At 55.1% G+C, this 23,636-nt stretch carries 13 protein-coding genes; 1 reads left to right on the top strand and 12 read right to left on the bottom strand.

Translation table 11 applies throughout. From position 1 onward, the window contains the following. Positions 1 to 29 precede the first annotated feature (29 nt). The 3 genes from IAD09_05055 to IAD09_05045 all read right to left on the bottom strand — a co-directional run bounded on the left by IAD09_05055 (position 30) and on the right by IAD09_05045 (position 6,834). A complete protein-coding gene (locus IAD09_05055; GenBank protein ID HIT81588.1) occupies positions 30 to 2,915 on the bottom strand; it encodes a beta-galactosidase in 2,886 nt (961 codons plus the stop codon). Positions 2,916 to 3,087: 172 nt separating this feature from the next. Beyond that, positions 3,088 to 3,885: a rhamnogalacturonan acetylesterase gene (locus tag IAD09_05050; protein ID HIT81587.1), complete on the bottom strand. Its 798-nt coding sequence runs from the start codon at positions 3,883 to 3,885 to the stop codon at positions 3,088 to 3,090. A 66-nt stretch (positions 3,886 to 3,951) separates the two neighbouring features. Then, on the bottom strand, positions 3,952 to 6,834 hold the full coding sequence (locus IAD09_05045; GenBank protein HIT81586.1) for a T9SS type A sorting domain-containing protein: 2,883 nt from the start codon (positions 6,832 to 6,834) through the stop codon (positions 3,952 to 3,954). A 93-nt stretch (positions 6,835 to 6,927) separates the two neighbouring features. Between IAD09_05045 and IAD09_05040 the strand changes: the two genes are divergently transcribed. Then, a complete protein-coding gene (locus IAD09_05040) occupies positions 6,928 to 7,284 on the top strand; it encodes a hypothetical protein (GenBank protein HIT81585.1) in 357 nt (118 codons plus the stop codon). 12 nt (positions 7,285 to 7,296) lie between these two features. Here IAD09_05040 and IAD09_05035 read toward each other — a convergent pair whose 3' ends face one another. The 9 genes from IAD09_05035 to IAD09_04995 form a co-directional block, all read right to left on the bottom strand. Continuing rightward, on the bottom strand, positions 7,297 to 9,588 hold the full coding sequence (locus IAD09_05035) for a T9SS type A sorting domain-containing protein (protein ID HIT81584.1): 2,292 nt from the start codon (positions 9,586 to 9,588) through the stop codon (positions 7,297 to 7,299). A gap of 174 nt (positions 9,589 to 9,762) precedes the next feature. Further along, a complete protein-coding gene (locus IAD09_05030; GenBank protein ID HIT81583.1) occupies positions 9,763 to 10,962 on the bottom strand; it encodes a glycoside hydrolase family 88 protein in 1,200 nt (399 codons plus the stop codon). Between the two features lie 21 nt (positions 10,963 to 10,983). Further along, a complete protein-coding gene (locus tag IAD09_05025) occupies positions 10,984 to 12,411 on the bottom strand; it encodes a sialate O-acetylesterase (GenBank protein ID HIT81582.1) in 1,428 nt (475 codons plus the stop codon). 254 nt (positions 12,412 to 12,665) lie between these two features. Beyond that, positions 12,666 to 14,198: an alpha-N-arabinofuranosidase gene (locus IAD09_05020; protein HIT81581.1), complete on the bottom strand. Its 1,533-nt coding sequence runs from the start codon at positions 14,196 to 14,198 to the stop codon at positions 12,666 to 12,668. Positions 14,199 to 14,211: 13 nt separating this feature from the next. After that, positions 14,212 to 16,164 (bottom strand): carbohydrate binding domain-containing protein, encoded by a 1,953-nt coding sequence (locus IAD09_05015; GenBank protein ID HIT81580.1) that lies wholly within the window; start codon positions 16,162 to 16,164, stop codon positions 14,212 to 14,214. A 48-nt stretch (positions 16,165 to 16,212) separates the two neighbouring features. Then, positions 16,213 to 17,202, bottom strand: a complete 990-nt coding sequence (locus IAD09_05010) for a glycoside hydrolase family 43 protein (protein HIT81579.1) — start codon at positions 17,200 to 17,202, stop codon at positions 16,213 to 16,215. A 198-nt stretch (positions 17,203 to 17,400) separates the two neighbouring features. Then, entirely contained in the window at positions 17,401 to 18,168 is a 768-nt protein-coding gene (locus IAD09_05005; protein ID HIT81578.1) for a lipolytic protein G-D-S-L family, read from the bottom strand. A 25-nt stretch (positions 18,169 to 18,193) separates the two neighbouring features. Further along, positions 18,194 to 20,614 carry a DUF4982 domain-containing protein gene (locus tag IAD09_05000; protein HIT81577.1) on the bottom strand — a complete coding sequence of 807 codons (2,421 nt, stop codon included), beginning with the start codon at positions 20,612 to 20,614 and terminating at the stop codon, positions 18,194 to 18,196. A 13-nt stretch (positions 20,615 to 20,627) separates the two neighbouring features. Next, positions 20,628 to 23,141, bottom strand: a complete 2,514-nt coding sequence (locus tag IAD09_04995) for a glycoside hydrolase family 95 protein (GenBank protein ID HIT81576.1) — start codon at positions 23,139 to 23,141, stop codon at positions 20,628 to 20,630. Between the last annotated feature and the right edge of the window lie 495 nt (positions 23,142 to 23,636).

The following is a 23,636-nucleotide window of genomic DNA, read 5'->3' as shown; positions in this document are numbered from 1 at the left end:
AATGATTTTATCTTTTTCATCGTATCATATCATTTTGAGGTTTTTCTGAAATCGAAGCCCAAGCCCATGTAAATACCTTCATCGCCCGATTTGATGCGAATGGAGCCGGGCTGGCTCTTCGGGCCGTGCTGCGAAATGGGCTTGAAACTGCGAATGGCCGGTATTTCGAGCAAGAAAGAGAGGTCGCCGGCGGGGAAAGCGGGCATGGTGAGCGTCGTACCCTGGCGTTCGTGAGGCTCCTCGGGCGTAAGCATGCGCAGGTAGACCCCGTCGCTGGTGGCATAAACCGTGAAATCACTTTCCTTGTTCTGCACCGTCGCCCAATAGAGGTTGGAATGATAGCCCTTGAACTCGGGATAGACGAGATTTTCGTAGCTTTCGCCCGTAATCGTGTTGTTATAGGCTTTCTCCCACAGTCCCATGTTGGCGCCACGGAGACGGTTTTTCCACACGCGATAGGGACCACCGCCCAACCAACGCATGCCGGTAACGACATTCTCGGGATAGGAGAAGGTAATGCCCAGATTGGTAATGTTGTCATAGGTGGCGGCATCGTCGAGACCTCCTCCCAAACGCGAACGGTTGAGCATGAGAAGCGACATGTCGAGCAATCCGTCGGGCGACATGCGCCACACAATCGAATCGATGTTGCCGTTGTATTTCACCGCAAAGACGGCCGTGTCGCCATCGAGGCGGACTTGCGTACTCTTCACCGAAGCGACCATGCCCACGGGAGCAGGACCGTTGGAGAGCGAGATGTGACGACCGTTGCTCACTACCTGGGTGATGTATCCGGTCGTGGTGTCGAAGGTCACCTCCACTCCCGCCGCAGCGAGCTTCACCGTATTGCCGTTTTTCTCACAAGCAGCCTTGTCCGAAGCGGGAGCCTCGTCGCGATGACGTGTCCAGTAATCGCCGGCATAACCGATGGGCCAAGTGCGGGTCACCATCTCGCTGCCATCGGGGTGATATGCCACGATTTCGAGCAAGTCGGCATCGAAGAAGTTTGCCGGCAACGTCATCGTGGCGATACCCCGTTCACCGGGACAGAGGGAGGGCAACTGCACCTCTCCCTCGCCCACAAGGGTCTGCTCACCTTTGCCTCCCGCCAAGGGCGGAGCGATGGTATAGAGCTTATAGGTCATGCGACAAGAGTCGAGTGTCGTATAGAGGTATTCGTTGGTGACAAAGAAACGGCCGTTGAACGAAGGGGTCACAAAGAAACGTTCGACCTGTATCGGCGCCCAAATATCGCGCACGGTATAATAGCTGCCCTCTTTCTCCCGGTAAGGGCCAAGAATGCCGTCGGGAGCATTGAATCCGTCGGAATCGAGAATTCCCCCCATGTCGGAACGTTTCACCGCATTGTCGCAGAAGTCCCACATGAAGCCGCCCACAAAGAGGGGGTGAGCCTTGTAGTTGTTCCAGAAATCTTCGAGGCCGGCACCGTGACCCTGGTCATACTGTCCGTGCATGAACTCGGTAGGCATGAAGAGTTTGTAGCCATAGGTAAAGCGGGCGATGCCGGTCAGGTAAGCTGGATAGTGGTGGGTATCGAGCTCATCGAAGTCGGCCCAAGGGTGAATGACATGACGTTTCTGCGGGTCATATTTGGCAAAGAGCGGGTCGAGATTCTTGTTCCAACCACCCTCGTTGCCATTGCTCCAAATGATGATACAGGGGTGGTTGACATCGCGTGTCACCATCTCGGGGAGCAGGCGCGAACCCACCTGCGTATCGTAGGAATTTTGCCAACCGGCCAACTCATCGATGAAGAAAACGCCCAGCGAATCGCACACATCGAGGAAATGCTCGTCGGGCGGATAGTGGCAACGTATGGCGTTCATGTTCATCTCCTTGATGAGACGCACATCGTCGAGGCTGATCTGTTTGTTGGTCGTGCGACCGCCATCGGGCCAAAAAGAGTGCCGGTTGATGCCTTTGAGCATGACCTTCACCCCATTGACGTAGAGGCCGTCCTTGGCCCGGAAGTCGACCGTGCGGAAACCGATGCGCTGGTCATAGCGATGCAACACCGTCCCGTCGGCGCCGCGCAAATTGACCGAGAGGAGATAAAGGTGGGGTTGCTCGGGATTCCAGGGTTGCACGCCCGACCATTCGCCCGAGAGCGTAACCAGGCTGTCGCCGGCGGCCACACGCCCTTGCAACTTGCCGTAAAGCACCTCACCGGTGGCTACCGACGAGAGGGTGGCGTCGAGCGTGCAGGCCGTGTCGATGCCCGAGAGGAAGACTTGCGCGTCGATAGAGCCGTCGGCTCGCGCATCGACCGCCAAGCGGTCGATGTGTTGAAGGGGTTTGATTTCGAGATAGACGGGACGGTAAATGCCGCCGAAAAGCCACCAGTCGGCCCTGCGCTCGGCATTGTTGACCGACCTGTTTTCGGAGTGCTTCCACACCGTCACTTCAAGGACATTTTTTTTCCCGAAGGAGACAAAATCGGTGATGTCATAGGAGAAACGGTAGAATCCGCCCTGGTGTTTGGGGCCGACCACCTGACCGTTGACCGAGACTTCGGTATCGGTCATCACGCCATCAAAAACGATGGAGACCTGTTGTCCGCGGGCAGAAGCGGGAAGGGTGAACGTGTGGCGATAGATGCCCTGCTCCTTGCTGGGATTTTTCAGCCGTTTCACCAAGCCGCTGTTGCGGTCCTTGTCCTTGTACCAACGACCGTAGGTATATTCGCCGAAGCCCTGCAATTCCCATTGTGAAGGGACTTCGATTTTTTTCCATTTCCCGCTGTTGCGGCCTTCGGTACAATAGAAATCCCATTTCACCGTATGGCCGAAACCGGTACCTGAGAGGTAAATCTTACGGGTTTCCTGCGCACTCGTCCACGAGGGGAGGGCGATGCAGAATGCAATGAATAGGTTGATAAACAGTTTTCTTTTCATGATATACAGCGTTCATTAATCTTCACGGCGGCGTCTCATAGAGAACACATCGAATGCCAAAGATAGTTTTTTTTCTCTCAAATCTCCTATCTTCCTTGTGCAGGATAAGAGGCGGATTCCCGCAAAAGAGCCCTCCCCCCCTCTTTTTTGGGGGAGGGAGAGTGGAGAGGGACTATTTCAGGAACTTTTTCAGTTTGCAGCCTTTGAGCTGGTCGATTTGTTGAGCCACCACCTCGGCATTGATGCGGGCGCCCTTTTCCGAGGTATGGGTCCAGTCGGCATCGGTAAAGCAGGACTTGACAGCCTCCTGCCCCATCTCATCATAGATATCCGAAATCAAGGTATTGAGGTCGATGCAAGGGACGTTCTCTTCACGGGCAACCTCACGAGCCCACTCGGCATGGGCGTTGTCGCGCATCACTTTCCCGTCTTTCCAACGATTGCGGGGTATGAGCGTGCACAGAATGGGATTGGCTCCCTTGGCCTTGGCTTCACGCACATAACGGCGCAAATAGGCGCCATAGGTTACCACCGTCTCTTTTACGCCGGTGGCCTCGACGATGCCGGTGGTGTCTTCATCGCCCACACCTTTGAGCGACGCGCGGGGACGGTTCCCGGTGAAGATGTCGCCGCCATCGTTGTGCCCGAACTGTATGAGGACGTAATCGCCCTTGCCCAACGAATCGGTCACTGCGCTCCAACGGCCTTCGGTAATGAATGTGCGGCTGCTGCGGCCGCCGATGGCACGATTGCGCACCTCGGCCTTGTCGGCATCGAAATATTCGCCCACGAAGCTACCCCAGCCCCATTGGCCGCGGTCGCCTCTCCCCTGTCCGTTCTTCACGGTCGAGTCACCAATCACATAAACGAGCGTTTTTTTATTTTTCTTCTCTTTCCGGGCATAGGCTTCGGTTGCGCCAAAAGATTGCAACAAGACAAAAACGCCCAAGAGGAATGCTATTTTCTTCATAAGCCATGATATAATTACATAAAAAGGATACCTGTGCGACAGGTATCCTTTTTATCGGTAGACATTTTAATATTTCATTATGCGGGTGGCATGTGTCTGGTTGCCGGTTGTAACGATACAACTATATGCACCGGCCGGCAACTGGTCGAGGCCTCTTATCTCGGCGATACCACTCGACGCAGCCACGTCGCGGCTGTAAACAAGCGTACCCGAGAGGTTGTAAATCTCGACTTTCACCGTCATGGTGTTTTGAGGAACGATAATCGAGAATGCTTCTTCGAAGGGGTTGGGATAAACGGTCAACTCCCCGGCGTTCTCCTCTTGTTCCACTTCCTCGATAGCCGTCACGCCGTGCTCATATTTGGCCTTGATTTCAATCTCGGTGAGAGCGTCGTTGTAAAGCGTGAATTCATCGATAGAACCGATAAACGGCGCATCGAAATTGATGTTCACATTGCCGATAACCAAGGCTTCTTCGCCCGAGATGGCTCCGGTCTTGTCTTCGCCCGAAGCGAAGAGTTCGCCGTCGATATAGAGGCGGAGTTGTGCATTCTCCACGTCGCGCACGGCCACTACATGGTGCCAGTTGCCATCGAAATAGGAGGTTGCCGAGCCTTCGGCCAGAGATTTCGTCACGTCGTCATCGACGCCGAAATAGAGGCGTCCGTTCTTATATTCGAGGCCGAACCATGAGCCGGTGTTACCGGCGATTTCCGACGAGTGGCTGCCCTTGTGGAGCAGATAACGGCTCTGTGAGCTGTTGCCCGCGGTCGACTTGAACCAAAGTTCATACGAGAACGGTGCGCTTTCAAATTCTATGGCCTCATAAGAGGGCACAATCATGCCATCAGTTGCGTTGGCTGCCGAGAATGCAATACCGCCGCCGATTTTGCCTTCACCCCACACCGGGACATAAGAGCCGTAGGGGGTGGCATCGTTGGCAATAATTTCTTCATCGGAGGGAGCATTCACCGCCGTAGAGCCGGAGGTCTCATCGAAAGCGAAGTAGGCCACCTTGGTGCGGACAGGCTCCCGTCCCGAAGTGAAACTCCATACCGTGCCTTCGGTGCGACCCAAATTATTGCTGGCATCGACACGCCAATAATAGGTGGTGTTCTGCTCCAAATCCATCGTGTACGACTTAGCCTTGGTTGTCGTTACGGAATCCAAATCATCGGGCGATGTCCCGATATAAATGTGATAAGAAGGACGACCCGATGTCGCATTGGAGAAACGCAAGGTCGCGGTCATATACTCTTCGATGGTAGAGCCGTCGGCGGGATAGGGGTCGGTCGACATATCGGGAGCACCGGGGGCACTCGGGGTGGTAAATTCAATGTCGGCGGGCAGAGATTCCATTTCGGAGGTGAAGGTGATAAAACGAGCCGTGTAGGTCGATTTCGAAGAGAGGCCATCGATTTGGAAAGACCCCACAGTCACATCGTCGAGGGTATCGACAGGCGTGAACGCCGATTCGCCCTCCTTCATCAGTTCGACGCGGATTTTGGCACCGTCGGCTTTCTCGTGGCAGGCAAAGATGATGGAGACTTGTGCCGTGTCGAGTGCACTCAATGCCAAGTCGACCGGATATTTCAAGAACGTGCGGTCGGCAACAGGTATGTTGTTGATGTAATTCTCGATATTGAGGTAACCGTTTTCTGCATAAGCCACGGCATCGGAAGCATCATTGGGATTGAGTCCGTTGGCCGTTTCCCAAGCATCGGGCATACCGTCATTGTCCGAATCCAGCGGTTTCACGGCATTGTAGAAGTGCCCTACATTATTTTTCAACGCCAAAGCACCTTCACTGCCTATCGTTGCGCCTTTGGTTCCAAATGAGCACAACTCATCGATGACATAGGCATCGACTTCATCACGGTCGGGCAAAGAGGCTCCCACGCTATCGATGACCCATTGGAGGGCTTCATCGGCAGTCGGGAACATCGAAGCTATGACGGGGTGCTCCCGGCCGTCGGTAGGATATTCGGCACTCTGCCGGAACTCTTCAAACGTAGCATAAGCAATGCCGCCGAAATCGTCGTCGGTCATATCACGGCCGTCGGCAACACCGTTGCGGTCCATATCGGTTTTGTTGGCCTTGTGGTAAACGGCCGTAAGGTCATTGCCGCGACCCACGCCGGTGCCGCTGCCGTTCGGACCCTGGATAAAGTAGTTGGCCTGTATGTCGGCCCAGATGCGGCCTTCGGAATCGCCGCCGAGGTTATAACCGCCACCGCTGCCCCAGTTATACACCACATTGTTGATGTACTGGTTCAGCCCTTTCACCTTGTGGTTGCGGGTGGCATTATCGGCATAAAAATTGCGGTAAAGCGTCACGCCGCCCACCTCATTGGTAGGCTGGCAAAGACCGCCGGCCGAGTGGGGTTGCAAGCCCTGGCTCATTATCGTATTCTGTATGGTGATGTTTCCCACACCGCCGCCCTTGCCATCGGAGTTGATGGAGAAAGTCTCGTCTTTTCCCCAAGAAACCGAGCAGTGGTCAAAAATCATGTTTTGGCCATTGGAAATACCAGCAGCATCTTTCCCGCCGTCTCCACTCGCGCCCATGCGGATACGCAAATAGCGGACAATGATATCACTCGCGCCTGAAAACGAAACACCGTTTCCGTAAATGACCACGCCGTTACCGGGAGCCGTCTGGCCGGCGATGGTGAGGTTCTTGGAAAAGACAAGACGTTCATCGATTCTTATGATACCCGACACATCGAAAACGATGACACGGTCGGGCTGACTGATGGCATCGCGGAATGAACCGGGGCCGGAATCATTCAGGTTGGTTACATGGTAAACCGTCGGATTCGACCCGGCACGGGCACCACGCGCAAAACGGCCGTAGCCTTCTGCACCGGGGAAAGCGACCAGCCCGTCGGCTGCCGCTCCGCCCGCCAAGGCAAAAGCCATGCAGATAGATAGTAAAACTCTTTTCATGTGCATATAGATATTTAAGACTTAAACATTCTCGACCTATAAAAGCGGACTTTAAGCCCTGTTCATAACCTGCAATGGCAAAAAATATCGTGCGTGGAATGGAAATATGAAAGTTTCAGCGATATTTTTCATGGCACAACCGTAGATTATAAGGCAATAGTTGTTACAAATAAACAAAATATTGAGCGTCCGAAAACTGCATATATTGGCAGTAAAACTATTTCTATTGATTTTATCGGACTCTCTTTGAGGTCAAAAGCCGGGATTGACCCGAGTTGCCGCCGCAAGGAAGGAGTGTTACAACAAAAAGACATTCAAGGTAATAGCCAACAGAAAAGTGAAACAAAAGATTTTTACGGACACCCGTTAAGAAGAGTCTTTTTCGCTCCTCTCAAAGGAGGCGGATACAGAAAAAAGGGCACCGCAATGGGTGCCCTTTTTCAATTATGAATCTGAATCGGATTATTTTACGACCAGTTTCTGGGTGTAAGCCTTGTCGGCCGTGGTAACGCGTACATAGTAGATGCCGGCTTGGAGATCCGATACGTCGAGCGTAAGGGTCGATTCTGCGGCGGCTACCGATTTCACGAGTTGGGCGGCTGAGTTGTAAACGGCTACCTGAGCCATTTCTCCGTCAGCAACGGCTACAGTTACATTACCATCGACAGCGGGGTTGGGATATACTTGCAGGTTGCTGTTGTCGGCTTCTACGCTTTCGATGGCGTCGGGCTCTGCGCTACCCGAACCGGCGGTCAACACTTCGGCTACCAGCATGTATTGGGGAGCAGCTGTTTGTTCTACATCAACCGTTCCGGTCTCAGGATTGAAAGTGCTGGAATATTCACCGGGGATTTGTACCGATCTCAGGGCAAAAGTAGCGCCATCGAAACCTTCGGTCGTGAGGTTGAAGTAATTGGTGAGGTCAACACCGTCGACGAAGCTGACGAGCGAGTCGGCCTGTAGGAGAACCATCGTATCACCGGCAGCCAACGACCATTCATCACGCGGAGAGAGTTTGATGTTGATTTTGGCATCCGTTCCACCTTCGGTATCGGAGTAGAGACGTACCTGGTTTTGAACCAAGACTTCATCGTGTTTGTCTTTGTTGATGATTTCGAACTCCATCGTAGCTCCGTTGTAAAGGAGGAGGTTGGCGGCAGAACCGGCGGTTCTTTCATATACCTCTGAACCGGCGGCGGATTTCTTCTCGGCGTAACCCACTTTGGCATAAGTACCATCAATAGTCAGCGTACCGATGGCATCGCTACCCGGTTGCAAGGTACCGTAAAGGGCGGTGTGGCCGCCGATGGTTCCGTAACCACCGATCGTACCGGTAGGACGGCAGGTTACCGTATTGTTGGTCGAGAGTTTGTGTTGACCTGTGGCGGTAGCCGTGTCGAGCGAGTTATTAAACATCATTCTACCTTCCCACACTTCTACACCTTGCAAGATTTGGTTCTCGTTGGAGGTGAGGTAATAGGTTCCCGTTCCTTCTTTGAAGAGAGCTACACCGCACTCTTTCCAAGGATAATAGGGAGCTTCTTTACCTTTGGGCATGGAGGTGATAACACCGTCGATGCGACCGTCGGCATCGTCACCGCCGAAGATAATGGCCAACTGGGGGTTAGAATCCTTGTAGTAACCAAAGATGGTACCTTTTTCTTCCACGTTGAGGCTCTTCACTTTCAAAATCGTAATGTTCGAACCGGCATCGTTTCCGGCAGAACCTACGGCAAGACCTCCGTTGTCGTGGATCGTCAGGTCGATATCGCACCAGTCATAAACCAAACTGTCCAAAACGGGATCTTGACGTTTCCATACATTGTAAAGCAACGAGTCGCCGCTGGTACGGTCGTAGTATTGAGAGGTGGCACCTTTGCCTTTGGCCGAGTGTGTAGCCAAAATAATGCCATAGAAACCGGCGCCGTTATCGGCAAACTCAGGATCCTGGTAAACATGGATGTCGCCGTTGAAATCCCAAAAATAGGTCGGCTCGGTCTCACCCTTGCCACCGCCGCCGAGGAAAGCACGGTCACCGCGCGAATAGAAGTTGAGCGTACCGGCGCCGCTGACGGTCTTGCTGGAATCGGCCGTAAACATCGAATAGCGCGACATGTAGACATTCATCGTCGAACCTTCGGGAATCACGAGGTCGGCGGTCAGTTTTTTATACGTATCGCTGTTGTTCGTTCCCAAGTCGATAGCACCTTCACCTTCGACGGTCACCGTCGGTCCAAAAAGTCTCGACCCGGCCGAAGCATCGGAATAACGAGCCACGCGACCCTTCTCTTTCACAATCGTTCCGCCGGGGAGATTGTTGATAACATCGGTGTAAAGGACACCGCCGTTGCTTTTCACCAAAGTGGCACCTTCGGTTCCTTCAAATGTTACCGACTCATCGGCAGGCAACAGATTGATGGTCAAGGCATCGCTGTTCTCAGCACGGATACCACCGATGGCTGCTCTGAGTTGACTCACGGTCAACTTGGGCGACGTGGTTGCCAAATCTTCCAAGTACTCCAAAGCAGTGATCGCCTCATCATTGAACAATGCGACACTTCCGTCGGCAAAGCCTTTGGCCTGGTCATCAATACTTCCTGTCTCTTCTACCCATGTCATAAACGTCGAACTCCACGGGAAAACAGCTGCCGTATCAACGTCGGTGTCGTTGTATGCGGCCCATTTCAAAACAGTCTGAGCGGACATACCTGCCGAAGCAAGTACTGCCGCCACTAAAAGAGTAATTTTTTTCATGATACTTTTGGTATTAGTAGTTGAGTTATCTTCCAAAATCGAGGGTTGGGAAAACTACACAGTTTTCTATCAAGCAAAGAAAAGAGTTATTTCCCCATATCGGAATAATCATTTTGATATTAATACTATTTCTTTTGACTTCACACTCACCATCACCCCGAATTTAGGATTTTTTTATCGTTTCTTCGAAGTGCCGGAGTCGTGTGCGGCGCGATATTTTTCGAGTTGAATGCAGCCCATGATGAACGGGCCGGTGGCTTTGGCATCGTTGTCGCGCATACGCTCATGGATATAGTAGTCGAACGAGCCGTCGCGATACTTGCTGCCGCCAAGCCCGCCCACGGCACAACATCGGGTAAGGGTCCATGTTTTGTCGGGATTCTTTTTGAGAAGTTTCTTGCGCAGTCCGTCATAGGCTTTCTCGGCCACTTCGATATAGGAAGCATCGATGTAACCTTTATTGACCGCCTTGGCATAGGCATACATGAATTGTGTCGTCACCGAGGCTTCGGGGAAGTTGCCCTCACGCTCGATTTGGTCGAGCACCTGATACCAAAGCCCGTCCTTGTCCTGATACCCGGGCAATGTGACGGCAAGCCCCTTGACCATCGTGATGAGGTCGGCACGACGGGGGTGATTCTCGGGAACATAATCGAGCACATCGACCAGCGCCATAAACCACCAGCCCATGCTGCGGCCCCAGAAGTTGGGCGAATGCCCGGTCGTGGGGTCGGCCCAACGCTGGTTGCGGCTCTCGTCGTAGGCGTGGAAATAGAGCCCCGTGCGGTTGTCGAAGGTGCGACGGGCGCAGATGAGGAACTGCTTCACCGCGTCATCGATGAGCTCGGGCCTGTCAAAGGTGGCTCCGTAACGGGCCAGGAAGGGAGATGCCATATAGAGGCCGTCGAGCCATATCTGGAAGGGATAGATGAGTTTATGCCAAAAAGCTCCTTCATGGGTGCGGGGCTGGCGGGCCAACTGACGCACCAGCACGTCCATGGCTTTTTTGTATTTGGGGTCACCGGTTTCGGCATAGACGTCGAAGAGCACTTTGCCCGAATTGATAAAGTCGAGATTGTAATCGGCCATCTCGTAGAGATGGATTTCGCCCTTGTCGTTGATGAGGGTGTCGGCCCACTCCTCCACATAGTCGTAATATTTGCGGTCGCCGGTATAATGCCACATGTCGAGCATGGCACAGCAACCCACGCCTTGGGAGTAACCGAAATAGAGACGTTTTCCATGGTCGAGTTGCCAGGCTTCGGGGAAGCGGGTCATTTCGGACTCAGCAAACTCGACCGACATTTTTTGCGCCGACAGGCTCAGGGTACAAGCAAAACAGGCAGCGGCGGCCAAAGAGGTTTTCCAATTCATTGTTTTCTGTTTTTAGATATGTTACAATTTCCAGTTATCGGTGCGGAAAGGGGTGGCGGGCAAGCCTTCGCGGTTGTAGAGGTTGACGCGGAAGAACTTGTCCCAACCATATCGGACGGCCACGGGCGAGGCGACCTGCGGCGAAGAGACCTCGACCTTGTCGCCCTTGATGACGGCCCGGGCGGGATAGAAGATGCCGTCACGGCCGGCAATGACAAATCCGCGCAGGGGTTCTCCTTTGGAATCGAGACCCGAGCCGACATAATCGAACGTCAATTCGACCACCGGGCCGTCCACCTTCATGCTTTTATAGACGGGTCCCATGTAGGGCACATCAAAGCCGTAGTCGTGCGACAACGCCCAAAAGGCAAGCCGCTCGCCGGGAATGACCTTGTTGCGGGGGTGTATGTTGGTCGAGTCGCCGGCGTCGGTAATGACGGCCATGCCGGTATTGGGCACCTTCTGCCACACCCGCAACTGGCCTTCACGCAGAGTGGGCGACTGCTTGCGATAGGGGGCAATCTGCACGAAATAGAAGGGGAAATCGCCTTGCTTCCACTCGGCCCGCCAACTGTGAATGAGATTGGCAAATACCATCTCATAATCGGCCGGACGGCTGTCGTTACTCTCGCCTTGATACCAAATCACCCCCTTGATGGTGTAAGGCAATATGGGGTTTATCATGGCATTCCACAGGGTCGACATGCGCAGGTTGTCGTTGAGTTTCTTCACCTTGGCGGGGACTTTCAGGGCAGTATCGGGGTTGGCCTCCAAGGCGGCCTTATAGGCCGACATTTCGCGGGCATACCGTTCTTTCTCGGCCGGCAGATTAGCGATAATGGCCTGTTGGTCGGCACGCAGACGCTCGTAATAGTCGCCCTGCATGGCCTCTTTCCGGGTCCACGACTCGGCATGGGTACCGCCCCAGGTCGACTGTATGAGGCCGACGGGCTGATGTATGGCATTATGGATTTTGCGTCCAAAGACGAAACCTACGGCCGAGAAACGTGCCGCCGTTGCGGGCGTACACACCTCCCAAGTGCCGACACAATCGTCGAGGGGAGCATCGGGCGACAGCTGGTGCTCGACCCTGAAAAAGCGCATTTCGGGATAATCGGCATTTTGCAGTTCCTGCTTCACCGTCGACATGGCGTTTTTCCAACGGCTGGTCGTGTCGCGGTCTACGGGGAACTCCATGTTGGACTGTCCCGAACAGAGCCACACCTCACCGATGAGCACATTCTTTATCTCTATCGTATTGCGCCCCTTGACCGTGAGCGAAACGGCTTGTGAAGAGGCAGCCGGTGTGGCTATCTCGACAAGCCAGGTACTGTCGGCGGCCGCCACGGTTTTCTGTTTCTTGCGGCTCCACGAGGGAGCGACGGTGACTTTCTCTCCGGGAGCTGCTTTTCCCCAAATGCGCACTTGGGCATGCTGTTGCAGCACCATATTGTCGGAGAATATCGCGGGAAGTTTCACATCGGCCCGCGCCCCAACACAGGCAAGAAGGCCGAAGCATGCAGCGAAAAGCAACGTGATTGCAGGTGTTTTCATCGGTATTTTTCCATTTTAGCGAAGCCGGAAGGAGAAAAAAACGCCTACCCCTCCCTGCTTGATACAGGGCAAAGGTAGGCATTTCCCGGTAAATATCCAACCCCGCACGGCGAACTTTCTCACGACGAGGCCGATATATCGACGGTCGCTTATTCGATTTCGAGCGTGACAATCGAATGCGCAGGCATGTTCACCTCGACAACGCCGCCCGACAGTTTGGCGCCCTTGAAGGGTTTGAGTTTGATTTTGTCGGGTTTTTCAAAGGTGTTGAGGTCGGTAATTTTCTTTGACGTAAGCACCGTGCCCGAGACCTTTGCGGCTTGTGTTCCATCGAGGACGATGTGTATTTTCCGCGCCCGGTCGACATCGACATTGGCCAACGAGACGTGTATGCGTCCCGCCTCATCGCGTGAAGCCGTGGCGCTCACCAAGGGTATCGTGCGGTCGCCGCGCACCTGGCGGGTGGGCGCCTCGATGTCCAAAGGAAGGCTGGTGGCATCCTGGTGGGGCTGATACATCTCATACACATAATAGGTGGGGGTGAGCACCATCTTGTCGCCCTTGGTGAGTATCATCGATTGCAGGACATTGACAATCTGCGCGATGTTTGTCATGCGAATGCGGTCGACATATTTATGGAAGACGTTGAGCGAAAGGGCGGCCACAAAAGCGTCGCGCAGCGTGTTCTGCTGGTAAAGCTGCGTGCCGGGCTCGGGTTCCCACCAAGTGCCCCACTCGTCGACCATGAGGCCGACGCGCTTCTTGGGGTCGTATTTGTCCATGATGGCGATGTGCGCCTTGATGGCATTCTCGATGTCGAGGCATTTACCTATCGTCCAGTAATAATCCTCCTCATCAAATTCCGTTGCCGAGCCTTTCTTTCCGCTCCAACCGGTCACGGTGTAATAGTGGAGCGAGAGCCCGTTCATGCGGGTACCCACGCGCTGCATCATCGTCTCGGTCCACTTCAAGTCATACTCCCCTGCCCCGCAGGCAATCTTGAAGAGCCGGTTTCCATCGTAGTTGCGGCAATAGGTCGAGTAGCGGCGATAGAGGTCGGCATAATACTCGGGACGCATGTTCCCGCCGCAACCCCAACTCTCGTTGCCCACGCCGATGAAACGCACCTTCCAGGCTTTGTCCCGGCCGTTCTCGCGGCGCAGCTTGGCCATGGGGGTATCCCCGTCGGAAGTCATGTACTCGACCCATTTGGCCATCTCCTCGACCGTGCCGCTACCGACATTGAGGCTCACATAGGGTTCGCAGCCCAGTATTTCGCAGAGGTTGAGGAACTCATGGGTACCGAAACTGTTGTCTTCGACCAATCCGCCCCAGTTGTTGTTGCTCATCTTGGGTCGCTCGGCGCGGGGGCCGATGCCGTCCATCCAATGGTATTCATCGGCAAAGCAACCGCCCGGCCAACGGAGGTTGGGAATATGAAGGCGTTTGAGGGCTTCGAGCACGTCGGTGCGATACCCCTGCGTGTTGGGTATCTCCGAATCTTCACCGACCCACAAGCCTCCATAGATGCAGGTTCCCAGATGCTCGGCAAACTGGCCGTAGATGTGCCGGCTGATTTTTTGGGTACCTTGCGTCGTGTGCACCGTAACCGTCACGGGGTCTTGCGCCGCAAGCCCGCAGGCGCAGACCGCCAAAAACAGAGAACAAAAAAGCTTTTTCATCGTATTTTCAAATCTATTGTTTCGATACTATCGGGATAATTATCACCTGGAACGACTGCGGAGCGAGGGTGTAGCGACAGCTATTCCCCTCGACGACGGCCGTCGCGCGCTGCGGCACGACCGCTTCGGGATTTTCAAAGGTATTGACCGCATTTTTGTCATCGGACTGCATGACGACGACCGGGGCCTCCGGCGAGAGTGCCTGACGCCGTTTCAGTCCCTCAAATTGCAGGACGACCTCTTGCCGACGCGAAGCCGTGTTTGCCACCTTCACGATGAGGCGCGAAGAGTCGGCATCGTACACGGCGCTGGCATAGAGACCGTCGGCACCCTTGACCGCCTCCCCTTCCTCGGTAAGACGCAACGTGTGCGTGCCCTTATAACGGGAATAGAGCTGCTGCACATAATAATTGGGGGTGAGCAGCACCCGGCTGTTGTCGAACCATATCATGTCGGGGCGCCACTGCCAAGCGTCGACATGGGCCAGCAACGGGGCATAGGTAGCCAGCCGCACCACATCGGCATTGCGCTCCACGCCGGTGAGGAAGGCCGCCTCGGAAAGGGCGGCTTCGAAATTGTTGGCGCGCGACTTGTGGTGCGAGGCATACTCGCCGGCATAGACCTTCGGCCCCTTGCGGTCGTAGCGATCATAGCGACCGGCGTTGGCATAGAACCACTCGGGCGGCTTGTAATAGTGCTCATCGACAAAATCGACTTTGAGCCGTTTCATCTCGGGCCAAAGATATTCAAACTGCTCGCCGTCGGCCGATGGACCCGAAGAGCCGACAATGAGTATCCCGGGGCAATGCTTGCGAAGAGCCTCGACAAACAGGGCTTCTCTTTTCACGAACTCCTCCCCCCACTGCTCGTTTCCGATGCCGAGATATTTCAGGCCGAAAGGCGCAGGGTGTCCCATGCGGGCCCGCAACGCGCCCCACGTCGTGGTGGTATCGCCGTTGGCAAACTCCACGAGGTCGATGGCGTCCTGCACATAGGGATCCATCTCGTCAAGCGGCACCAGCTCGCCCGACTGATATTGGCAACCCATGCCGCAATTCAAGACGGGCAACGGCTCGGCACCGATGTCTTCGCACAGCAGGAAGTATTCATAGAATCCCAATCCGTAACTTTGGTAATAGTCGGGATAGAGACGATGGCGGAAGGTGTAATTCCAACGGTTATCGTTATACGGGCGATTTTCGACCGGGCCCACCGAATTTTTCCACTGATAGCGGCTTTCGAGTGTGGAACCCTCGACAATGCACCCGCCGGGGAAGCGGAACACGCCGGGCTTCAAATCATAAAGAGCCTGCACCAAATCGCGACGCAGGCCGTTCTCGCGACCCTTCCAGGTATCGACGGGGAAGAGCGAGACATGGTCGATGTCGAGCACACCCTTCGTTTCCACCGTCAAGCGCAGGCGGGCATGGGCATCGCTCTTGCCGGCTTTCATCACCAGCGTATATTTCTGCCACTCGGGCGAGGCGACCTCCACCCTGGCCGAGGTCATGGGATTGTTGGCCGAGGTCACAAACTCCACTTTCACCCGCACCGGTTTCTCGCTTTGCAGGCGGGCATAAAAGGTGAGACGGTACTCCTTGCCCCGCACCAGGCTCATGCCATCGACAAAGCCCTCATTCTGCAATCCGGCCCGTTTATAGGAACCTTTCTCGGTAAGTCGCACATAATGCGGATTCCTGTCAAAAGCGGGAGCTTCGGTTTCTACCGAGACCTCGCCGAAGGGAGTCCAGCCCATGAGCGGATAGTCAAACTCGAAAGAACGGTTCTTCACCAGCTCGGCATACAAGCCGCCATCGGCGCCGAAATTGATGTCTTCAAAGAAGATGCCGTACATGTCGGGATTTATCTCGGCTCCGGGCTTGACCGAAACCGTAAGGGTGCGCTGGGCCGACAGTGGGAACGCCACAGCCGCCAACAGCAAGGCATAAGTCTTTTTTATCTTCATCGCGGTATGAAATTGTAGGAAGTGTGTTTCAAGGGGAAAAAGATGAGCCTATCTGTCCTGCTGCGACGCATAACGGAGCAGCGTATCGACGAGCGACGTCGGCACTTTCAGCACGGCACCGTGTGCTGCCCCCGACGGCATGCGCAACTTTTGCGGCGCCTCTTGCCAATGCACGAAGTCGCGGGTCGTCATGGCACTATACCAGTGTTTGCGGTAATTGTCCATGTAACAGATGTAGGAGCCGTCGGGCAACTCGATAAAAGTCGGGCCTTCGACCCAAGCCGGGGTAAAGGGCTTGCCGGTAAGCGGGAGATACGGACCGGCCGCCTGCTTCGATGTAGCGACAAGCAGGTATTTGTGAGGTTCGGGCAATTCGCGTTCGTCCTTGTATATCATGTAATAGGTGTCGCCGATGCGCTGCACCGTAGCGTCGATGACATTGTAACCGTAGTCGAGGAACGGACGGGCCGGCTCGAACGTCTCGAAGTCGCGCGTCGAGGTATAATACATGCGGTTGTCGTATTTCTTTCCCTCCTCGACGCGCCACTGCCCGTCGACCTTTATGGTACTGGCCCAAAAGATGAGGTAGCGGTCGTTCTCTTCGTCATAGAGCATCTCGGGCGCCCAGCAGTTACGGGGCTCATAACCGGCACTCTGCATGACATACAACAGGCGGGGTTCGCTCCAATGTATGAGGTCGGGCGAAGAGGCATATCCTATGTGAGGCGCCTCCCAGTTGGTCGTCCACACGCAATGCCAAATACCTTTTTTGTCCTGCAACAAGAAAGGGTCACGCAGGCGGGGGGCGTCACTCGCCGTGTCGGGTTGTAAAAAGCCCAGCGGGGCGCCTATGGTGTTCCACACATAACCGTCGGCACTCCACGCATAGTGCATGCCGTGACGATTGGCATCTTTATTGGTAAAATAGGAAAAGAGATAGAGCGAGTCGGGTTGCCGGCTTACTTCCTGAGCCTGCGCAAAACCGCTCACGGTAAACAAACAGAGTATAAAACTCCAAAGAATGACGGGTCTTTTCATGGTACTTATTAAGTGTAATCTATACACCGCAACACAAATTTAGGAACTTAGGCGTAATAATCCAAATTATTCGCCGCCTATATTCCGCGACCGGCAGAAAAAAATCGGCAGGGAAAAGATTCTCTGTCGATTTTCAAGGCTCCGCCGGGAAAAGAGACGGGACCTCACTCCGCTGATTTCAGGCCAATGACAACGCGGTTATTTCTTCATCTTGTCGGGCAAGCAGCGCAAAATCGCTTCGGCCCAGAAACGCCCCAGCTCCTTGGCTCCGGTCTTGTTGGGGTGTAGATAGAACGTCCCGGCCTGACCCGACTCGGGAATGAGGTGCGTCAAATGATGTTCCTTGAAATAGTCAAAGGCCAAAGTGTCGCCGAGGAAAACTTGCCCGGGGCATTTTTGGGCATAGTTCTCGACCAACTTGTCGAGCATGGGCGAATAAGATTGCAGGCGTTTGAGCCCCTCGGCCAGGTAGGTCGACGAGTTGTAGGTATTGGGGCTGTACCAGGTGGGACGCTGCAATACGACCAACGCCTTGGGATAACGCGCGAGCAAAGCATCGATGATGGCCTGCATATTAGTATAGTAAGAGACCGGGTGCACCGGCGCCCCGAGCGGGCCGCGCACGGCGCTGTCGTTGGTACCCAACATCATCGAGAACAACAGCACGCCTTTCTTGGCCGCCAGCTCGTCGGCCGCCGCCAGCACTTTGGGAAATTCGGTATCGGTCACCGGCAGGAAATTGAGGGTCGTGCGGCCGCTTCGCCCACAGTTGCGGAACTCAACCGTCCCCTTGACCTGCTCTTGCAAGAAGAGGGCGGCCTGTGCAGGGGGAGCCTCGGTCTTGGCATCTTTGAGTTGAACACCTTGTGTAATACTGTTCCCGATAAAGACGACATGCAGGTCCTGCGCCCCGGCATAGCACATCGACAGGCAAAGGCAGGTTAGAAACAAAATACGTTTTTTCATGATTTATCTCGATTTAATTCGATCATTACTTGCTTTTCAATCGCAGATTGGCGGTTTCCAAGCCCTTTCCCGAAACCGTCAGGGTGATTTCGCCCGGCTGCTCGTGCGTGCGCACGATAACGACCAACTGGCCGTTGAACAGCTTCATGGTCGGGAGATGGAACAACTCGGTCGACGTGGCATCGCCGTTGCAGGCGGCACGGTACTCCCCGGCTCCGGAAACCTCAAAGTTCAAGGCATTGTCGGCCAAGGGACAAGGATTACCGGCCTCATCGACGGCCTGCACCGTAACGAAGGCCAGGTCTTTGCCATTGGCCGTCAACTCGGTGCGGTCGGGAGTCAACACCAAATGATGGGGACGCCCCGCCGTGCGCATCTCTTTCTCGGCCACGGCATTTCCCTTCTCGTCATAGGCGACGACCTTCACCACGCCCGGCTCATATACCACCTCGTTCCAACGCAAGCGGTAACGGTCGTAGGGTTGCGAAGGGTCTTTGGTGCGACGGCCCTGCGACTTGCCATTGACAAACAGCTCGGCCGACGGGTAGCTGGTATAGCAATATACGGGAGTAACCTCGCCTTCGCGCCCCTCCCAGTTCCAGTGCGGGAGGAGATGCAGCGTGGGCGAGAGGGTGTTCCAACGGCTGCGGTAGAGGTAATAACGGTCCTTGGGCAGACCGGCCAGGTCGCAAATGCCGAAATAGGAACTGCGCGAAGGCCACACATCGTCATAGGGAGTAGGCTCACCCAGGTAATCGAATCCCGTCCAGACAAACTCGCCGATGACCCAAGGCTTGTCGTCCTGGAAAGCCCAATCGTCGTCGGGCAGGTTCGACCAGGAGCAGGCACCCAAATCGTACGAGCTGCATTGCGCATCGTCATACATGGCTCCCTTGGTCGGTTCGACGGGGAACTTGTAAACACCGCGCGAACTGATGGTCGAGGCGGTCTCCGAGCCCAAAATCATGCGCTGCGGCATCTGCTTGTAACTGTCGACATAGCGATGCAGGCGATAGTTGAGGCCGGGAATGTCGAGCACGGCGGCAAACTGATTTTTCATGGCATGGTCGGGACGGTCCATTCCCACGGTGACAGGCCGGGTGGGGTCTTCGCGGTGACAGATGTCCTGCAAGAACTTGGCCACCTTGCCCCCGCCGGCACGGCTCTGCTCGTTCACCTCGTTTCCGATGCTCCACATCACGATGGAAGGGTGGTTGCGGTGGCAGCGTATCAGATTGACCAAATCTTTCTCGGCCCACTCGTCAAAGAAAAGATTGTAACCGTTCTTGCACTTGGCAATGGCCCACTCGTCGAACGACTCGGCCATGACCATGAGGCCCACCTCGTCGCACAACTCCATCTGCCACGGTGCCGGTATGTTATGAGCCGTGCGAATGGCATCGCAACCCATCTCCTTCATGATGAGCAACTGTCGGCGCAACGCGGCCTTGTTGACCGCCGCCCCCAGCGGGCCGAGGTCATGGTGCAGGCACACGCCCTTGAACTTGCGTGGCACGCCGTTGAGGAGGAATCCCTTTTCGGGCGAAAATTCAATCGTACGCACGCCGAAGCGCGTCGTATATTCATCGAGCAGCTCCCCATATTCTTTGACCGACACCACCGCCGTATAAAGCTCGGGCGACTCGGGCGACCACAACCGGGGATTTTGCAGGGTCAGCCGGGCGGTCGTGGTACCGTCGAAAAAGAGTTCCTGTGCCTCGGCCCGGGCCACCGGGTTGCCCGTGGCGTCGTAAATGACCGTCGATATGTCGAGGTCATGCCCTTCGGTATTTTCTATCTCGGCATCGACCTGCACCAAAGCATTCTCGGCCGTAACGACAGGGGTGGTGACGCGCGTGCCCCACATGCGCACAGCCACGTCGCCCGTGAGAATCAACCTTACGGGACGGTAAAGGCCGGCTCCGGGATACCAACGCGAGCTCTCGGGTCGATTTTCGAGCCGCACGGCCAAGGTATTATTCCCGTCACGAAGGTAGGGTGTCACATCGATATAGAATGGCGTATAACCATAGGCCCACCGTCCGGCCTCCTGCCCGTTGACATACACGCAGGGTCGGCTCATCGCCCCATCGAAAAGCAAAAGGGCCCGACGCCCTTGCGGCACGGTAAAGGTGGTGCGGTACCAGCCCACGCCGATATAGGGCAAAGCTCCCGTGCGACCGGTCTTTTCGGTGGGGACAGTCTCCCCGTTCTGCTCGATGGCCACGACCTGCTTGTCGATATTCTTATCGAACGGCCCGTAAATGGCCCAATCGTGCGGAACTTCGACCCTCTCCCACCGGCTGTCGTCGAAAGCCGGTTCGGCCGCGCCCGTCACATCGCCTCGGGTAAAGCGCCAGTTTTTTTCTAAATAGATTTCCTGTCGGGGTTGGGCAACCACGGCCAACGCCAAGAAAAGGAAAGGTAAAAAAAGCGTTCGTTTCATCGGTTATGTTGTTTTATTTGTTTTCGGGCACAATTCCATACCGGGCTCCGGCCCGGGTGGCAAACGTATAGAGATAATAATCGCCGTCGCGGCGCACCGAGACCTTTGCACCTTTGACCGACAAGGGTTGAGCCGACCGCAACGTGCAGGTCTCCCCCACCAGCGAACGGAGCGTTCCCTTGACCACCCGGCCATCGTGCCAGGAGAACGAGACATCGAATCCGCCCCGGGCTCTCAGGCCGCGCACCTCGCCTTGCGGCCATGCGGCCGGGCAAGCCGGCAAGAGGTGTATTTCGCCCATGTGGCTCTGCAACAGCATCTCGGCCAGGCCGGCCGTGGCGCCAAAGTTCCCATCGATTTGGAAAGGCGGGTGCGCATCGAAAAGGTTGGGATAAGTCCCACCACCCTTGTTGGGCGTGCCGGGCCCCACCGCCCGCATGATGTCGCGCACCATCTTGTAGGCATGGTCGCCATCGAGCAGACGGGCCCAGAAATTGATTTTCCACGCCTTGCTCCACCCGGTACCGCCATCGCCCCGCAATTCGAGCGTGCGGCGGCACGCCTCGGCATAACGCGGCGTGTGCAGGGGAGAAATCTGCCGTCCGGGATAAAGGCCGTAGAGATGAGAGACATGCCGGTGATGCGGGTCGACCTCTTCATACTCTTCCTGCCATTCCAGGAGTTGCCCCCGGCTGCCGATGCGCAAGGGGTAGAGCCGGTCACGAACCGCCACAAGGGTGTCGCGGAACGCCGCATCAGTGTCCAAACGGGTCGACACTTCGATAAGGTTGGTAAAAAGGTCCCAAATAATCGACATGTCCATCGTCGACCCCATTGTCACCGAATGTTTTTCACCGTTCAGGCGGTAATCGTTCTCGGGCGAAGTCGAGGGGACCGTGAGGAAACATCCGTCTCTCTCGACCAGCCAGTCGAGACAGAAACGAGCCGCCCCCTTCATCGTGGGATAAACTTTTTCGCGCAAGAATTTTTCGTCGCGCGTAAAGGCATAATGCTCATAGAGATGACGGCACAGCCAGTTGCCGCCCATATACCAGTTGGCCCACTTGGGGTCGCCCGTCTTGTCGCCCACGGCGTTGCTCAACGCCCAAATGTCGGAATTCTGATGCGCCACCCAACCGTCGCAACCATAATATGCAGCCGCCGTCACAGCACCCGAGCGGGAAAGGTCGGAGACAATCCAGTCGAGAAGCGGGGTGTGCATCTCGGGGAGGGAGGTGACCTCGGCCGGCCAATAATTCATTTCGGTATTGATGTTGATGGTGTAGTTCGAACTCCACGGGGCTTGCAGATGGGGATTCCAAATGCCTTGGAGGTTGGCCGGAAGCCCTCCTTCGCGAGAAGAAGAAATCAAGAGGTAGCGGCCATATTGGAAATAAAGGGTTTCGAGTTCGGGGTCGGTCGTCCCCCCGGCATAGGCAAGCAGTCGGCGGTTGGTAGGCAGAGCCTTCAACGAATCGGCCGTCTCGCCCAAAGAGAGGAAGAAGCGGTCGAAATAGGTGCGATAATCATCGACATGACGACTTTTCAACGATTTATAAGAGCGAGCCGAGGCTCCGCGCAAAGGGAGCTCGGCCAAAGCCTTTTCGTCGCGACCCTCGCTGTCGGGGTATTTGTCATAGCCGTTAAAGCTGGTGGCGGCCGAGAGCAAAACGACCACCTCGGTCGCCCTGTCGACCGATATGCCCCCTGCGTCGGACGATACCGTGCCATCGGCTGACTGCACCTTCATGCAGGTGCGGAAACGCATTCCGGTATGCCCCTCCACTTCATAGGCAACCGGCTCACGGCCGGCCACCTGATAATAGTTGGGGTCGAGCCGCGCCGGGGCGCAACCGTACATGACCAACTCATCTGCCGCCGGAGCCTCCACCCGGCAACGCAACTGCGAGGAAAACGAGAGACGAAGCGTAAGGGCATTCTTGCGCGATGCCGAAAGACGAATCACCAAAACACTATCGGGAGCCGAGACAAAGAGTTCCCGTTCATAGGTGACACCGGCCACGGTGAAACGGGTAGCGGCAAGCGCCCGCGAAATATCGAGCTCACGATAATAGTCGGTCGGTACCGAACGCGGCATCAGATAGGAAATATGCAAATCGCCCAAAGGAAGATAGCTTTCGCTATAAGGACCTTGTAATTGGCGGCACAACTGCTCGGCTTTCGACAAATCGCCCGAGAAAACCGCCTCGCGCACAGCCGGCAAACAGGCACGGGCATCGGCATGGGAGCCCGTCTCGCGAGGAAGTCCCGACCAGAGCGACGACTCATTGAGTTGAATCAGCTCATCGCTCACCCCGCCAAACACCATCGCACCAAGTCGGCCATTTCCCAACGGCAAGGCTTCGACCCACTCCTCGGCCGGCTTGTCATACCATAACTTCAACGGCTCCTGCGACCGGGCAGGCAAGGCACAGGCAAGGACGGCCACAATGCATGCAAAGCTGCATCGGGGAATGGATAAAATGCCTCTTCCGACAGAAGGGAAAAACGGGGAACAGTAGTTCATGGTCGGCGACTATATGACGAAACAAGAACAAAGATAGCGAAAGGCGAGAGCAGAAACAAACAAGAAAACGAAGTTTTCGAGTTTAGTTGTGCCGAGCCGCATCCTATCTTCCCGCCTCAAAGATAATAAAAGGAGGGCTCAGAAAAAAAACTTGCCCGATTTTTTCTGCCGGTGCAACATTCTCTTTTTATAAAGTATAATGAATAAAGGATAAGCGCCAAAACAGGAGACAGGACCTACCAAACACAATCACGGATATTTTGGTATATACCTCCACTCGAAATTTCATACCGTCGACTTCTTCGTCAAAGCGGATAATGACGTCATGCTCATCAAAAGAGATTCTGGTCAATGTCGGGAATAAATCCCCTGACAAGAAAGCTGAGGGAGCTCCAAAGCCATTTTCCACCTTGGCAACACTCCTGCAAAACAGAAGAAATTCACTTCATCAAATAAAAACCTGCAAAAACTTTTGTCGGTTCGGCAAAAAGCATT

It is taken from the genome of Candidatus Caccoplasma merdavium, assembly GCA_018715595.1.
GTDB lineage: Bacteria > Bacteroidota > Bacteroidia > Bacteroidales > UBA11471 > Caccoplasma > Caccoplasma merdavium.
The sequence above is the reverse complement of the archived record's forward strand: the minus strand, read 5'-3'. Positions and strand labels throughout refer to the sequence as shown.